The organism is Niveispirillum fermenti, from assembly GCF_052474395.1.
In genome coordinates this window covers 1,154,325-1,169,272 of sequence record NZ_CP156679.1, presented here as the reverse complement: position 1 = coordinate 1,169,272, position 14,948 = coordinate 1,154,325, and the positions used below count along the sequence as shown (strand labels likewise).

Below are 14,948 nucleotides of genomic sequence, written 5' to 3'. Positions count from 1 at the left end.
TTCCTTGCACCTTTGCGTGGAATTGGCTAGCGTCTGCTTCGCAATTGCGGGACAGGGGTGGGCATCGTGGGTCATCCGGCCAGTGCGGCGCATGGCGCCCCGCGTTCGTCATTCGGCGTGCTGTTCCTGTCGGCCATCGGTGTTGTTTTCGGCGATATCGGCACGAGCCCGCTCTATGCCATGAAGGAGGCCTTCGCCGGCCCGCACCCGCTGCCGGTCGATGAGCTGCATGTGCTGGGCGTGCTGTCGCTGGTCTTCTGGACCGTGCTGCTGGTGGTATCGGTCAAATATGTCGCCATCATCATGCGCGCCGACAATGAGGGGGAGGGCAGCAGCTTCGCCCTGCTGGCCCTGTTGCAGAAAACCCTGGCCGACAATCCGCGCCTGTCGGTGCTGGCCGGTGTGCTGGGGGTCTTCGCGGCGGCGCTTTTCTATGGCGACAGCGCCATCACCCCGGCCATATCGGTCCTGAGCGCCGTGGAAGGCCTGAATGTGGCGGCGCCGGATCTGGCACCCTGGACCGTGCCGATCGCCATCGCCATCCTGGTGGCCCTGTTCGCGATGCAATCCAAGGGCTCCGCAGCGCTGGGCGGGGGCTTCGGCCTGCTGATGGTCCTCTGGTTCAGCGTCCTGGCCGTGCTGGGCGTGACCAATATCGGGCGTGCACCGGAGGTGCTGGCCGCCCTGTCGCCGCATCATGCCATCGCCTTCATCGCCCATGACGGCTGGATTGGCTTCCTGGCGCTGGGGTCGGTGGTGCTGGCTGTGACGGGGGCGGAGGCGCTTTATGCCGACATGGGTCATTTCGGCCGGCTGCCCATCCGGCTGGCCTGGTATCTGCTGGTCTGGCCGTCGCTGATGCTGAATTATTTCGGCCAGGGGGCGCTGCTTCTCTCCGACCCGGCCACGGCGGCCAATCCCTTCTTTCTGCTGGGGCCGGCCTGGGCGGCGCTGCCGCTGGTCGGGCTGGCGACGCTGGCCACCATCATCGCCAGCCAGGCCGTGATCTCCGGCGCCTTTTCCGTGACGCGGCAGGCGATCCAACTCGGCTACCTGCCGCGGATGAAGATCATCCATACCTCGGAAAAGGAGATGGGGCAGATCTATGTCCCGCTGGTCAACTGGGCGTTGATGCTGGCCGTGGTGGCCCTGGTCCTGGGCTTCGGCAATTCCACCAACCTGGCTTCCGCCTATGGTGTGGCGGTGACGGGAACCATGCTGATCACGACGACGCTGGTGGCGCTGCTGGCCTTCCATCATTGGGGCTGGAACGGAAAGATGGCACTGGCTTTCTTCGGCCTGCTGCTGGCTGTGGACCTGGCCTATTTCCTGGCCACGGCCACCAAGATCACGCATGGGGGCTGGTTCCCGCTGGCTGCGGGCATCGTGGCCTTCATCATCATGACGACCTGGAAGACGGGCCGTAGACTGCTGCAGGCCAAGCTGCGGGCCAATGCCGTGCCGCTGGAGGAGTTCCTGGCGGGCATCGCCGGCAGCGGCCGGGTGACGCGCGTGCCGGGCACGGCCGTTTTCCTGACCACCAACCCGACGGGCGTGCCGCTGGCCCTGCTGCATAATCTGAAGCACAATCATGTCCTGCATGAACAGGTCGTCATTATGACGGTCAAGGTGACGGAGCGCCCCCGCGTGCCGGTGGGCGAGCGGCTGGTCTCTCAGAAGCTGCGCGACGATGTCCACCGCGTCACCATGCATTGCGGCTTCATGGACGATCCCGACATTCCCAAGGCGCTGGCCAATGCCCGGCGCTCGGATCTGGGATTCGATTATGAACCCCTGCGCTTTTCCTATTTCCTGACGCGGGAAACCATCGTGCCTTCACCGGAACCCGGCATGGCCCGCTGGCGGGAGGAACTGTTCGCCTTCCTGATGCGCAGCGCCACGACCTCGGCCGACTTCTTCCATCTGCCGCTCAATCGCGTGGTGGAACTGGGGGGTCATGTCGAGATCTGACGCCGGTGACGGGCGGGCGTTGTGCCCGTCCATTGCCGGAAGGCGCGGTTGAAGGCGGCCGGCTCGGCAAAGCCCAGCAAGGATGTGATGTCGGCGATGGAAAGGTCGGGCCGGGCCAGCGCCTCCTGTGCCATTTCCAGCCGCAAACGGTCCTTGATGGCCTGGAAGGATGTCCCCTCCTGCCGCAGCATCCGGCGCAAGGTGGCCGGGGAACAGCGCAGCGTGGCGGCCACCCGGTCCAGTCCCGGCCATTCGGCCGGTGGGCGCCGGCGCAGCATGGCGGCCACCCGCCGGCCATGGCCATCGGGGTTGCGATACTTCACCAGGAAACTGTCGGGCGCCTGGTTCAGGAAGGATCGCGCGGTGCGGGCATCCTGCGCGACAGGCAGATCCAGCATGCCCGCATCGAACCATAGCCGGCAATGCGGCCGGTCGAAGCGCAGGTTGGCGCTGAACAGCACCTGATACTCCCCGGCATGGCCGGGCGCCGGATAGGGCAGTTCCGCCTCCAGGATCGCGATGCGGCGGCGGGTCAGCCAGCAGGCCACGCCATGGATATAGACGAACAGTGTCTCCACCGCGAAGACGGGCACGGGCCGGTCGGGCCGGGTCGGCATGATCTCCAGCGCCGCGCGGCCGGCCTCCCGCCGCACGGCGACGCGCAGGTCATCGAAGGTGGTGTTGTAGGCACGGCAAAGCAGGGTCAGCGCGCGCCCGAGCCCGCCGGTGCCCAGGGTCAGCAGGCAGGACAGCGCGAAGCTGCCGATCTTCATGCGGCGGCTGTCCAGGCCGAAGAACTCGTCATCCAGCACCTGTGCCACCCCGCGCAACAGGGCGGCATAGGCGCCGACGGGCACGCGCGCCGATGCCTGTGCCAGCAAGGCCGGGGCGATGCCGGCCTTGCGCATCACCGGGGCCGTGTCCAGCCCGCGCGCCTGCATGCCCGCCAGGGCTGCCTGCACGAAATGGATCGAAACGCTGCCCTTCTCCATGCCCGTCGGCATCCCCTGCGGAATTGATATAACCGGTCAGGAAATTTGATCAAAACGGTTATGGATGATCGGAAGCGGCAAGTCTACGCTGTCCCGGACAAGCAATAGGCTTTGAGGAAACCGCCATGACCGCCGATCCGATCGTCATCGTGTCCGCCGCCCGTACCGCCATGGGCGGGATGCTGGGCGAATTGTCGGGCCTGACGGCTGCCCAGCTGGGTGCCGCCGCCGTGAAGGAAGCCGTGGTCCGGGCCGGCATCTCCGGCGAGAGCGTGGACGAACTGCTGATGGGCAACGTGCTGCAGGCCGGACAGGGCCAGGCGCCGGGCCGTCAGGCGGCGCTGGGCGCCGGCCTGCCGCTGTCGGTCACCTGTTCCACCGTGAACAAGATGTGCGGCAGCGGCATGAAGACGACCATGCTGGCCCACGACCTGATCCTGGCCGGTTCCGCCGACATCGTGGTGGCCGCAGGGATGGAGAGCATGTCGAACGCCCCCTATCTGCTGGACCGGGCGCGCGGCGGCTATCGCTATGGCCACGCCACCATCTTCGACCATATGGCGCTGGACGGTCTGGAGGATGCGTATGAGCGCGGCCGTGCCATGGGCACCTTCGCGGAGGATACGGCCAGCCATTTCGGCTTCACCCGGGAGGCACAGGACGCCTATGCCCTGGAAAGCCTGCGCCGTGCCAAGGCGGCCGTGGAGGATGGCACCTTCGACGCGGAGATCGCGCCCGTGACCGTGAAGGGCCGCGGCGGGGAAAGCGTGGTCGCCCGTGACGAGCAGCCGGGCAAGGGCCGCCCGGACAAGATCCCGACGCTGAAGCCCGCCTTCCGCAAGGATGGCACCGTGACGGCCGCCAACAGCAGTTCCATCAGCGATGGGGCGGCGGCGCTCGTGCTGATGCGGGCCAGCGAGGCGGATAAGCGGGGCCTGTCGCCGCTGGCCCGCATCGTCGGCCATGCTGGCCATGCCCGCGCCCCGGCCTGGTTCACCACGGCCCCTGTCGGTGCGATGCAGTCCCTGTTCGCCAAGACCGGCTGGACCGCGGGCGATGTCGACCTGTTCGAGATCAACGAGGCCTTTGCCGTCGTGGCCATGGCCGCCATGAAGGAACTGGACCTGCCCCACGACAAGGTCAATGTGCATGGCGGGGCCTGCGCGCTGGGCCATCCGATCGGTGCGTCGGGTGCCCGTATCCTGGTGACGCTGCTGCACGCGCTGAAGAAGCGTGGGCTGAAGCGTGGGGTCGGCAGCCTGTGCATCGGTGGCGGCGAGGCCACTGCCATGGCCGTGGAGATGCTGTAATCGGGTAGTCAGCCTTCACGAAGCCTGCCCACCCCGCATGGGCGCATGATCGATAACGCCCCACCCGGCTTCCGGCCTGCCGCCGTGATGCCGGCAGGGTGCCGGAAAGGACATTCCATGCTTTTCACCGAAGAACAGGTGATGGTGCGCGACATGGCGCGCCAGTTCGCGCGCGAGCGCCTGGCCCCCGGTGCGGCGGAACGCGACCGCGAAAGCCGGTTCCCCGCAGCGGAACTGCGGGAAATGGGCGAGCTGGGCCTGTTGGGCATGGTGGTGCCCGAGGAATGGGGCGGGGCCGGGGCCGACGCCGTTTCCTATGCCCTGGCGATCGAGGAGATCGCGGCGGGTGACGGCGCCATATCCACCATCATGAGCGTGCATAATTCCGTCGGCTGCGCCCCCATCCTGAAATTCGGGAACGCGGAGCAGAAGGAACGCTATCTCCGGGAGATGGCGGCCGGCCGCCTGCTGGGCGCCTTCTGCCTGACGGAGCCGCAGGCAGGCTCCGACGCATCGGCGCTGAAGACCCGGGCCGTGGCCGATGGCGACCATTACGTGCTGAACGGTGCCAAGCAGTTCATCACGAACGGCCGGCATGCCGGCGTCGCGCTGGTCTTCGCCGTCACCGACCCGGCGGCGGGCAAGAAGGGCATCTCCGCCTTTCTGGTGCCCACCGACAATCCCGGCTACAAGGTCGCGCGGCTGGAGCACAAGCTGGGTCAGCGCAGTTCCGACACGGCCCAGATCCTGCTGGAGGATGTGCGCGTTCCGGCATCGGCCATGCTGGGACATCCGGGTGACGGCTATCGTATCGCGCTGGCCAACCTGGAGGGCGGTCGCATCGGCATCGCGGCGCAATCCGTCGGCATGGCCCAGGCCGCTTTCGAGGCGGCCCGCGATTATGCCCGCGACCGCACCTCCATGGGCGTGCCCATCATCGAACATCAGGCCGTATCCTTCCGCCTGGCCGATATGGCGACCCGGATCGAGGCGGCCCGGCAACTGGTCCTGCATGCCGCGTCGCTGCGCGGGGCCGGCCAGCCCTGTCTGAAGGAAGCGTCGATGGCCAAGCTGTTCGCGTCGGAGATGGCGGAGCGTGTCTGCTCCGATGCGATCCAGACGTTTGGCGGTTACGGTTATGTGGATGATTTTCCGGTGGAACGCATCTATCGCGATGTCCGGGTCTGCCAGATCTATGAAGGCACCAGCGACATCCAGCGCCTGGTCATCGCCCGCAACCTGTGATGGGCCGGCCGGTTCCGGCACCGCAGGCCTGTTCTGTCGGCTCGTGATGCCGTCGCCCGGTCGGGCAAACGGCATCACGGCAACGGAGCCTATGGTGCGGCGTCCGTCACGGCGCAGCCCACGATCAGGGCATCGCAGCGCAGCACTTCCAGGATCGTGTCGGTCGTGCTGCCCATCAGGAAATCCAGCACGCTGCCGCGATCGTCGGTGCCCAGCACGACGAGGTCGGTGTCGTTGGCGGCCACATAATCGCGCACCAGATCAGCCGGTGCGCCCTCTTCCGCCAGGACGCGCAGCTTTCGCGCGGCATCCGGTGCAAGTTCGGCCGATGCCACGAAGGCCGCCGCCTCTTCCTGTACCGATGTGCGATACTGGTCGCGCATCTGGTCCTGATCACGCACGATACCGACGAACGGCGTCTGGAAGGCGTGCAGCAGGGCCGTGGATTGCTGCGGGAACAGATGTGCCGCCATTTGCAGGGCGCGACGCGACGGGGCGGCAAAATCCGTGGTGACCAGCACGTTCTGATAGGTCTCCCGCGCCCGGTTGCGCACGACCAGCACGGGCGCCGGCGCCCGGCGGGCCAGCTTTTCCACACTGGTGCCCAGGCTGAAGCGGCCCAGCACCTCGCTGCGGGCCAGGCCCGTGATGATCAGGTCGCAGGCCCGCTCGCTGGCGACGCGCTGCACCGTTTCCGACACGTCGCCCTTTTCCACCATGATGGCAACGGGACCGGGTGCGCGGCGCAACTCGGTCTCGATCTCCCGCGTGGCGACCTGTACCGGGTCGTCGGGGCGGCGCCAGGGAAGGACCGTGTCGCGCTCGTCCTGCATGTCCTGCCGGTCGGGCTCGACCACATGCAACAGGATCAGTTCGGCCTGCCATTCATTGGCCAGCAGCAATGCGCGGTCCAGGGCGCGGTCGCACCGGGCGGACAGGTCCGTGGCCAGAAGCAGGCGACGCGGGCGGGCGGCCATGGGCGGGGTTTCATTCGTCATGGGGTCTCCTCCTGTCGTTCATAAGTAATGTCTTTTGCTCAGATTTCATCCCCGAACAGACGCCACCGGCGCAGCAACGCCTTTTCCCCTTCCAGCACGGCCATCAGCAGCACGCCCGTCAGGATGATGACGATGCCATCGGCCAGCGGAACGGGCCGCGTCGCGAACCACGCCTGCATGACGGGGGTGTAGGTGAAGGCGAGCTGTGCGGCCACCACGATGGCGATCACCAGCAGCACGGCCGGCGTGCCCAGCACGCCGCGCCAGGTGACCGACCCGACATGCAGATAGCGGACATTGAACAGGTAGAAGATTTCCAGCACGACGATGGTGTTCACCACCATGGTCCGCGCTGTTTCCACATCATGTCCGCGGTTCAGGGCATAGAAGAAGATGGCCAGTGCCCCGCCCAGGAACAGGAAGGAAACCAGGATCACCCGCCAGACCAGGAAACGGGACAGCAATGGTGCATTGGCCGGCCGTGGCGGCCGTTGCATCACGCCGGGTTCGGACGGTTCGAATGCCAGGACAAGGCCCAGCGTCACCGTCAGGATCAGGTTGATCCACAGGATCTGCACGGGCGACATGGGCATGGTGAAGCCCAGCAGGATGGCGGCGATGACGGTCAGGGCCTCGCCGCCATTGGTGGGCAGGGTCCAGGCGATCACCTTGCGGATATTGTCATAGACGGTGCGGCCCTCATGCACGGCGGCGACGATGGAGGCGAAATTATCGTCCAGCAGCACGATTTCCGCCGCCTCCTTGGCGGCTTCGGTCCCCTTGCCGCCCATGGCGATGCCGACATTGGCCTGTTTCAGCGACGGGGCATCGTTCACCCCGTCGCCCGTCATGGCGACGATGGCCCGATCGGCCTGAAGCGCCTGCACGATACGTAGCTTATGCTCCGGGCTGGTGCGGGCGAAGACATGGGCGCGCTCGGCCACCTGCTTCAGCGCCGCATCGTCCATCCGGTCGATATCGGCGCCCGTCACCACCTCCGGCCGGTCCGCCAGGCCCAGTTGCCCCGCGATGGCGGCGGCCGTGGCGCCATGGTCACCCGTGATCATCTTCACCTGGATGCCGGCCGACCGGCATTCGGCGATGGCGTCGACCGCCTCGTCGCGCGGCGGATCGATGAAGCCGATGATGCCGATGAAGATCAGGTCCGTGTCCAGATCGGCGAAGGACAGCCGGTCCAGCCCGGCCGGAACCGGCTTCATCGCGAAACCCAGCACACGTTCCCCCTGTGCCGCGGCGGCTTCGATCCTTTCCTGCCAACAGGGAGCGTCCAGCGGTTCCGTCCCGTGGGCACCGGCCTGACCGGCGGCCTTGGCCAGCAACTGTTCGGGCGCGCCCTTCACGAAGATCACCCGTTCACCGGGGCCCTGGTGCAGGCTGGCCATGAATCTGTGCTTGGCGTCGAAGGGGATCTCGTCCACGCGCGGCCATTCCCCGCGGACATGGCCGGGATCGAACCCGGCCTTCATGACCAGGCAGACCAGCGCGCCTTCCATCGGGTCGCCATCGACATGCCAGGCGTCGGGACCCGTCTGGCGCAATTGGGCATCGTTGCACAGCAGGGCCGTGCGCAGGAGCGGTGCCGCCAGGGCCAGCAACTCCATGTCCTCGTCCCGGCCGCTGACACGGAAGCTGCCCTCCGGCCGATAGCCGGAGCCGCCGACCATGATCTCATGCCCGGCCGTGACCAGCCGGCGGGCCGTCATCTCGTTGCGGGTCAGCGTGCCCGTCTTGTCGGAGCAGATGACGGAGGTGGCGCCCAGTGTCTCCACCGCGGGCAGGCGACGGACGACGGCATTCCGTGCGGCCATGCGCTGCACGCCGATGGCCAGCGTGATGGTGATGACGGCCGGCAGTCCTTCGGGCACGACGCCCACGGCCAGCGCCACCACGGCGATCAGTGCCTCTTCCCAATGGAACTGCCGCACCAGCACGGCGAAGATGAACAAGGCCACGGCGGCGCTGACGGCCGTCCAGGTGAAACGGCGGCCGAACTCGTTGATCTGACGCAGCAGCGGGGTCGTGATCTCCTGCACCTGGCTGATCATCCGGCTGATATGGCCGATCTCCGTATGGGCGCCCGTCGCCACCACGATGCCCATGCCCTGGCCGGCGGCGACCATGGTGCCGGAAAAGGCCATGCAGAACCGCTCCGCCAGCGGGCTTCGGGCATCCACCAGAGCTTCCCGTTTCTCTGACGGCACGGATTCGCCTGTCAGGGCGGCTTCCTCTATCAGCAGTGCGCGGGCCCGGGTCAGGCGCAGGTCGGCCGGAATGCGGTCACCCGCTTCCAGCAGCACAATGTCGCCGGGGACCAGGTCGGTGGCCGGAATGGATTGCCGCCTTGCATCGCGGATCACCTGGGCGTGGGGGGAAATCATCGACCGGATGGCGTTCAACGCCTTCTCGGCACGCCCCTCCTGCACGAAGCCGACGATGGCGTTCACCGTGACCACGGCCAGGATGACGACAGCATCGATATGATGGCCCAGCGTGGCGGCGGCCACGGCGGCGGCCAGCAGGAAATAGATCAGCGCGTTGTTGAACTGTGCCAGCAGCCGCATGATCGGATGCTTTCCGGGGGCTGCCGGCAGCTGGTTGGGCCCGTTGACCCGCAGCCGGCGCTGCACCTCCGCCGCGTCCAGGCCGCTGACGCTGGTAGCCAGTGCTGCGAACACGTCCGCTTCCGGCAGGGCATGCCAGGCGATCGGGTACTCTTCGGGCGTCGGTGCCGCCGGCTTCTCATTCATCGCAAGGGGTCCGTTCTCTGCCGTGGTTTCCGGGGCCGGTCATCAAGGACTGGCATTATTCATCCGGGAAACTTACCAGGGCAGGGCGGAACCCCATTGATCCTGATCAAAAGCCGGGGGGATTTGGTGGCGGCCGTATCGGCGTTCGGCTGCGGCCGTCCGTCGCCGGTGATGGACAGCGCGGGTCAGCGGCTAACGGCTGTGAAGGCACGAAAGAAATTTGATATGAACAGAATACAACATTTAAATGTAAAGCAATTGGGAAAGGGTGCGTGAGGTCCCTCTCCCAAGCTGCGATCATGACGTAGGGCCCCCGCGGCATTTCCTTGCACTTTGGGTTCTGTCCCTTTGGTTTCGGGGGCGTTGGATTCTGTTGCGAGCGACGATTGCCGGGAAGCTTGGCAATACTCGCGTGCTGATCGGTTCCCGATGAGAATATGGCCCCGCCCCCGTATCGTCTGAGTGGAGCCTGTTCAGTTGGACTAAGTGGCGCGTGCGTCGTTCAGCCGGTGCTGATGGCAGCCGTACGGCGGCGCGGCGCGGGGGGCGGGTCGCGGCGGATGGTATCGGCCATCCGACGCAGCCAGCCGGCAATGTCCGAAGGCATGGCGGCTTGCCCGGACGCCCAACGGCGCACCTGACGTTCATCCATGTCTAGCATGGAGGCTAAGCCCCGCTGGGACCAACCCAGCAGGGCCAAGCATTCCCGGATTTCGTCGGGGGTCACAGGACCCCCATGGATTTCAACATGGCGACGATGGCGACGATACCGGTGACGACCGACGTGACCATGGCGACGGAAGCGGTGAAGGGGGCGAAGCCGTGATCGCGGCGCAGTTTGTCAGCCTCCGCCAGCAGCTTGCGTTCTTCCGCCATCAGCTTTTGCTGTTCGGCCATCAGTTTGTGCTGTTCGGCGACAAACTTGCGGGTTTCCTCCAGCGAGCGGTCAGTGCGCGCCAGTTGTTCCGTCAGGTCTGCGGACATATCGGTCATCGGGGCTTTCCCTCAATCTGGCTGGGGCCATTCCCTTGCCATGTCCGCATAATGCGGACAATTATGGGCAGGGTCAAGTAGAAAAGCGACTGGCTGCGCTCCCGATCCGCACCCAAAATCCGCACCCAGCCCCAAAAAGCACGAAAGCCGCCGTCGTTTCCGACGGCGGCTTTCCGTGTAACCCATTGGTAGGGTTAGCGAGAGAATGGTCGGAGCGACAGGATTCGAACCTGCGACCCCTAGACCCCCAGTCTAGTGCGCTACCAGGCTGCGCCACGCTCCGACCTCTCGTGCGAACCACGCCGGGGAACCCCGCCGTCGTTCGGGCGCGGACTATAGCCACCGACTTCCAGGGATGCAACGCCTCTATCAACAAAAAATCGCATGATTGTCGTTTTCCGGTCTGCCCTGTCCGGTACGCGGGGCTGCGGCCCGCCGCCCGCGCGGGACAGCGAGGGGGCGGGGGGCTACCATCGGCGGCCCAGCAGCGAAGGAAATCCAGGGATGGAAGCGCCTGTCCTGACCTATGTCACCGCACCCGATATCGAAACGGCCCGTCGCATCGGCGCCGCCCTGGTGGAGGAGCGGCTGGCCGCCTGCGTCAACATCCTGCCGGGAATGGAAAGCCTTTACCGCTGGCAGGGGCGGGTGGAGCAGGCGTCGGAGGTGGTGTTGATCGCCAAATGCCGGGCCGGCGGGGCCGGGGCGCTGACGGCGCGCGTGCGCGCCCTGCACCCTTATGAACTGCCTTGCATCGTCACCCTGCCCATCACGGGCGGGCTGCCGGCCTATCTGGCCTGGCTGGTGGCGGGCAGCACGGCGCCGGCCCAGGCCACCCCGGAAGGGGAGGGGGCATGATGCCGGCGGAGCAGCGTTCGGCCAGACTGTCGCTGGCCTATTCGAATATCGGTCACACCACCATGCATGTGATGACGGGTCTTTACCTGACCATCGTGCTGGAACTGGTCCGTGAATGGCAGATGGGGTACGAGGATCTGATCCGGCTGTGGACCTTCGGGGCGCTGCTGATCGGCCTGGGGGCGCCGCTGGCCGGGTGGCTGGGCGACCGCTGGTCGGACAGCCGCATGATCGTCGTCATGTTCGTGCTGTCGGGCCTGGGGGCGATCGGTGCCGCCCTGGCCGACACGCCCGACCAGATGATGTGGGCCCTGGCCGTCATCGGGCTGGGCGGCGCCATCTATCATCCCGTCGGCATCTCCTGGACCATGAAGAATGCCGCCAACCGTGGCCGTGCCATGGGTGTGCTGGGCATTTTCGGCAGTATGGGCGTGGCCGGCGGCAGTATCGTGGCCGGCGGGCTGGCGGCATTGTGGGGCTGGCACAGTGCCTTCCTGGTGCCGGGCCTGATCTGTCTGGTCTTTGCGCTGGCGCTGGGCTGGCACATCGCCCGCGGCGCCATCATGGATCGGCGGGCCGACATGGTGGAAAGCACGGTTCCCGGCCGCCGCGAGCTGGTGCGCGCCTTCATCATCCTGTCGGTGACCATGATGTGCGGCGGCGTCATCTTCCAGTCGCTGCTGACCATGTCGCCGAAATGGTTTGAACAGGCGGTGGGCACCGATCTGGCGGGCAGTACGCTTGGTGTGGGCGGCCTGGTCACGGCCGTCTTCCTGGCCGGTGCCCTGCCGCAGTTCCTGGGCGGGCTTCTGGCCGACCGCCTGCCCGTCAAATGGATCTATATGGGCTGCGCGCTGTTCCAGATTCCGCTTTATTTCCTGGCCATGCAGGTGCTGGGCTGGTCCTCGATCGTGCTGGCGGCGGGAATGGTCGCGCTGATGAACATGCAGATCCCGGCGGAAAACCTGTTGCTGGCCCACTATACGCCGGCCCGTTACCGCGGCATCGCCTATGGGTCTAAATTCGTGCTCAGCTTCGGTATGGCGCCGCTGGGCGTGCAACTTGTCGCGTGGGCCTATGGGCGCACGGCGGGTCCGGAACTGGTGTTCGCGGTGCTGGCCGTGCTCTCCTCCATGGTGTTGCTGTCCGCCTTCCTGCTGCCGCGGGAAGGAAAGGGGCCGGATGGCGCGGTCCAGGGCAAGGAGGGGCTGTCCCCGGTACCGGTGGCCGGCGCCGGGGACTGATCATCCCCGCACCCCGGCCATATGGACAGCCGGGGGCGGGCTGATGCGGATCATCCCTCCTGCGAGGCCGTCAGGGCACGGTCCAGGTCGGCGATGATATCCTCCACCGATTCCAGGCCGATGGACAGGCGTACCACATCCGGCCCGGCCCCGGCGGCGGCTTGGCCTTCTTCCGTCAACTGCCGGTGCGTCGTGCTGGCAGGGTGGATGATCAGGGACCGGGTGTCGCCGATATTGGCCAGATGGCTGAACAGTTCCACCGATTCCACGACGCGCACGCCCGCATCGTAGCCGCCCTTGACGCCGAAGGTGAAGACGGCGCCCGCCCCCTTGGGCAGGTAACGCCGGGCCAGTGCGTTGTAGGGGCTGTCTTCCAGCCCGGCATAGTTCACCCAGGCCACGGCCGGGTGGGTAGACAGGAATTCCGCCACCTTCTGCGCGTTGGTGCAGTGGCGCTCCATCCGCAGGGCCAGCGTCTCCGTCCCCAGAATGCCCAGGAAGGCGTTCATGGGGGCCATGGCGGGGCCAAGGTCGCGCAGCCCGATGGCGTGGCCATAGATCGTGAAGGCCAGATGCCCGAACGTATCGGCGAAGCGCAGCCCGTGGTAACCGGGCTCCGGCTCAGACAGGGCGGGGAACCGGCCGTCCCGGCGCCAGTCGAATTTGCCGCTATCCACCACGACGCCGCCCACCGACGTGCCATGGCCCGTCAGGAATTTCGTCGTCGAATGCACGACCAGCGTGGCCCCATGCTCGATGGGGCGGCACAGATACGGCGTCGCCATCGTATTGTCGACGATCAGCGGCACACCGGCTTCGTCCGCGACCTTGGCGATCGCGGCGATGTCGCTGACCACGCCGCCGGGATTGGCCAGGCTTTCGATGAAGATGGCGCGTGTCTTGGGCGTGACGGCCCGGCGGAAATTCTCCGGATCGTCCCCATCGACAAAGACGCAGTTCCAGCCGAAGGCGCGCGGGAAGCTGTTGGCGAACTGGTTCAGCGAGCCGCCATAGAGCTTCCTGGCGGCGATGAATTCGTCACCGGGGCGCATCAGGGGGAACAGGGCCAGGATCTGGGCGGAATGGCCTGACGCCGTGCAGGTGGCGCCCGCCCCGCCTTCCAGATTGGCGATCCGTTCTTCCAGCACCGACACGGTGGGGTTTGTCAGGCGCGAATAGATGAAGCCGACCTTCTGCAGGTTGAACAGGGCCGCAGCCTCGTCCACATCCTCGAAGACATAGCTGCTGGTCTGATAGATCGGCGTGGCGCGCGCGCCGGTTGCCGGGTCGGGGGCCGCGCCGGCATGGATGGCGCGGGTTTCAAATCCGAAGCTGCGGGGTGTTTCGTCGCTCATCTGGCGTTCCTCTGCGATGTCACATCAGTTTCTTGGCCGGTTTCACGGGCCGGCGCTTGGCGGTGATGATGTTGGAATTGACCCCCTGGCGCCCGATCTCGCCGTAAAGCCTGGCATATTCGATCTTGGGGCAGCGGTTCATGATGACGGTGGCCCCTGCCGTCTCTGCCCTGGCCGCCGCCTCGTCGTTGCGGATGCCAAGCTGCATCCAGATATAGGGGATGCCCATGGCGGCGGCTTCTTCCGCCACCCGGCCGGCCTCGGCGGTGTTGCGGAAGATATCCACCATGTCCGGCTTTTCCGGCAGGTCGGTCAGGCTGGCATAGGCCGGCTGTCCCAGCACGCTCTTGCCGGCCAGCGCCGGGTTGACGGGGATCATGCGATAGCCTTTGTCGGCCATGTATTTCATGACGTAGAAGCTGGCGCGCACCGGATTATCGGTGGCGCCGACGACGGCGATGGTTTTCACCGCGTTCAAGACGCCGCGGATGAACTCGTCAGGGTAGAAATCGTGCTGCATGCATCCTGGTCCCGGCCATGGGGAGGACAGGGAACGACAAATCGCCCGTCTTTTCAACAGGCTCGATTGGCACAATGTGCTGTTTCACTGTATTTTTATGTTAAAAACGCACGCCGAAAGTCCTGGCTGCTCCCTATGGGCGGGGCAGGCTACACTGGTTGGTCTGTCCGTGAACAACGGGAATAAGTGAGAGGAGACCGGCCCATGGCGCGACACCTGTCTGGCAATCTCCGGCTGCCGTCCCTGGATGTTGCGGCGTTCACCGCCCTGCTGGATGAATATATGCCGCAGGTCCGGGACGATGGTTTCGCCGTGCGGGAAATGGGGTGGGGCCGGTGTGTGATGGATGTGGGGGCCTCGCCGCGCACCATCCGGGCGGGGGGCACCATTTCCGGCCCCACCATGTTCGCGCTGGCCGATGTGGCATTGTATGGTGCCGTGCTCAGCCAGATCGGCCATGTGCCGCTGGCGGTCACCAGCAACATGACCATCCATTTCCTGAAGAAGCCGCCGCCGCGCGCCCTTGTGGGCGAGGCCCGGATATTGAAACCGGGCAAGCGGCTTGCCTACGGCGAGGTGCTGATCCATTCCGATGGCGACCCCGATCCGGTCGCGCATGCGACAGGCACCTACGCCATTCCGGCCGCGACGCCGGCCTGAACCGGATTTCCCTTGCCGGGAAAGCCGGTTCGCG

At 66.2% G+C, this 14,948-nt stretch carries 12 protein-coding genes and 1 tRNA gene; 6 read left to right on the top strand and 7 right to left on the bottom strand.

Annotated elements, in window-relative coordinates; all coding sequences use genetic code 11:
- Positions 1–66: 66 nt before the first annotated feature.
- Positions 67–1,971, top strand: coding sequence for a potassium transporter Kup (locus ABC728_RS09335; RefSeq protein WP_416620523.1), 1,905 nt, complete (start codon positions 67–69; stop codon positions 1,969–1,971).
- Here ABC728_RS09335 and ABC728_RS09330 read toward each other — a convergent pair.
- On the bottom strand, positions 1,956–2,963 hold the full coding sequence (locus ABC728_RS09330) for an AraC family transcriptional regulator (protein WP_416620522.1): 1,008 nt from the start codon (positions 2,961–2,963) through the stop codon (positions 1,956–1,958). The two genes, ABC728_RS09335 and ABC728_RS09330, sit on opposite strands and share 16 nt — an antisense overlap.
- A gap of 125 nt (positions 2,964–3,088) precedes the next feature.
- On the opposite strand from ABC728_RS09330, the gene ABC728_RS09325 reads away from it, so the two are divergent.
- On the top strand, positions 3,089–4,273 hold the full coding sequence (locus ABC728_RS09325) for an acetyl-CoA C-acyltransferase (RefSeq protein ID WP_416620521.1): 1,185 nt from the start codon (positions 3,089–3,091) through the stop codon (positions 4,271–4,273).
- Between the two features lie 117 nt (positions 4,274–4,390).
- Positions 4,391–5,518 (top strand): acyl-CoA dehydrogenase family protein, encoded by a 1,128-nt coding sequence (locus ABC728_RS09320; protein WP_416620520.1) that lies wholly within the window; start codon positions 4,391–4,393, stop codon positions 5,516–5,518.
- Positions 5,519–5,607: 89 nt separating this feature from the next.
- Here ABC728_RS09320 and ABC728_RS09315 read toward each other — a convergent pair whose 3' ends face one another.
- From ABC728_RS09315 to ABC728_RS09300, 4 genes are all read right to left on the bottom strand, one after another.
- Positions 5,608–6,516 (bottom strand): universal stress protein, encoded by a 909-nt coding sequence (locus ABC728_RS09315; protein ID WP_416620519.1) that lies wholly within the window; start codon positions 6,514–6,516, stop codon positions 5,608–5,610.
- A gap of 38 nt (positions 6,517–6,554) precedes the next feature.
- Entirely contained in the window at positions 6,555–9,284 is a 2,730-nt protein-coding gene (locus tag ABC728_RS09310) for a cation-transporting P-type ATPase (RefSeq protein ID WP_445376359.1), read from the bottom strand.
- Between the two features lie 723 nt (positions 9,285–10,007).
- Positions 10,008–10,277, bottom strand: coding sequence for a hypothetical protein (locus ABC728_RS09305; protein ID WP_416620517.1), 270 nt, complete (start codon positions 10,275–10,277; stop codon positions 10,008–10,010).
- A 206-nt stretch (positions 10,278–10,483) separates the two neighbouring features.
- Positions 10,484–10,560, bottom strand: a tRNA-Pro gene (locus ABC728_RS09300).
- 221 nt (positions 10,561–10,781) lie between these two features.
- On the opposite strand from ABC728_RS09300, the gene cutA reads away from it, so the two are divergent.
- Together cutA and ABC728_RS09290 are read left to right on the top strand one after the other, a co-directional pair.
- Positions 10,782–11,135: a divalent-cation tolerance protein CutA gene (cutA, locus tag ABC728_RS09295; protein WP_416620516.1), complete on the top strand. Its 354-nt coding sequence runs from the start codon at positions 10,782–10,784 to the stop codon at positions 11,133–11,135.
- Positions 11,132–12,379 (top strand): MFS transporter, encoded by a 1,248-nt coding sequence (locus tag ABC728_RS09290; RefSeq protein ID WP_416620515.1) that lies wholly within the window; start codon positions 11,132–11,134, stop codon positions 12,377–12,379. Before cutA ends, ABC728_RS09290 begins: the two co-directional genes overlap by 4 nt.
- A 50-nt stretch (positions 12,380–12,429) precedes the next feature.
- Here the strand turns inward: ABC728_RS09290 and ABC728_RS09285 are convergent, their stop codons facing one another.
- Both ABC728_RS09285 and ABC728_RS09280 read right to left on the bottom strand, forming a co-directional pair.
- Complete coding sequence (locus ABC728_RS09285; protein ID WP_416620514.1) at positions 12,430–13,734, bottom strand: O-acetylhomoserine aminocarboxypropyltransferase; 1,305 nt, start codon at positions 13,732–13,734, stop codon at positions 12,430–12,432.
- 19 nt (positions 13,735–13,753) lie between these two features.
- Positions 13,754–14,254, bottom strand: coding sequence for a CoA-binding protein (locus tag ABC728_RS09280; RefSeq protein WP_416620513.1), 501 nt, complete (start codon positions 14,252–14,254; stop codon positions 13,754–13,756).
- 204 nt (positions 14,255–14,458) lie between these two features.
- On the opposite strand from ABC728_RS09280, the gene ABC728_RS09275 reads away from it, so the two are divergent.
- Positions 14,459–14,914 carry a PaaI family thioesterase gene (locus ABC728_RS09275; protein WP_416620512.1) on the top strand — a complete coding sequence of 152 codons (456 nt, stop codon included), beginning with the start codon at positions 14,459–14,461 and terminating at the stop codon, positions 14,912–14,914.
- Positions 14,915–14,948 lie beyond the last annotated feature (34 nt).

Bases quoted from the DNA above. Each gene is read 5' to 3' on its own strand.
- ABC728_RS09330 (WP_416620522.1), bottom strand. From the start codon at position 2,963: ATGGAGAAGGGCAGCGTTTCGATCCATTTCGTGCAGGCAGCCCTGGCG.
- ABC728_RS09275 (WP_416620512.1), top strand. From the start codon at position 14,459: ATGGCGCGACACCTGTCTGGCAATCTCCGGCTGCCGTCCCTGGATGTT.
- ABC728_RS09280 (WP_416620513.1), bottom strand. From the start codon at position 14,254: ATGCAGCACGATTTCTACCCTGACGAGTTCATCCGCGGCGTCTTGAAC.
- ABC728_RS09310 (WP_445376359.1), bottom strand. From the start codon at position 9,284: ATGAATGAGAAGCCGGCGGCACCGACGCCCGAAGAGTACCCGATCGCC.
- ABC728_RS09320 (WP_416620520.1), top strand. From the start codon at position 4,391: ATGCTTTTCACCGAAGAACAGGTGATGGTGCGCGACATGGCGCGCCAG.
- ABC728_RS09285 (WP_416620514.1), bottom strand. From the start codon at position 13,734: ATGAGCGACGAAACACCCCGCAGCTTCGGATTTGAAACCCGCGCCATC.
- ABC728_RS09325 (WP_416620521.1), top strand. From the start codon at position 3,089: ATGACCGCCGATCCGATCGTCATCGTGTCCGCCGCCCGTACCGCCATG.
- ABC728_RS09315 (WP_416620519.1), bottom strand. From the start codon at position 6,516: ATGACGAATGAAACCCCGCCCATGGCCGCCCGCCCGCGTCGCCTGCTT.
- cutA (WP_416620516.1), top strand. From the start codon at position 10,782: ATGGAAGCGCCTGTCCTGACCTATGTCACCGCACCCGATATCGAAACG.
- ABC728_RS09305 (WP_416620517.1), bottom strand. From the start codon at position 10,277: ATGACCGATATGTCCGCAGACCTGACGGAACAACTGGCGCGCACTGAC.
- ABC728_RS09290 (WP_416620515.1), top strand. From the start codon at position 11,132: ATGATGCCGGCGGAGCAGCGTTCGGCCAGACTGTCGCTGGCCTATTCG.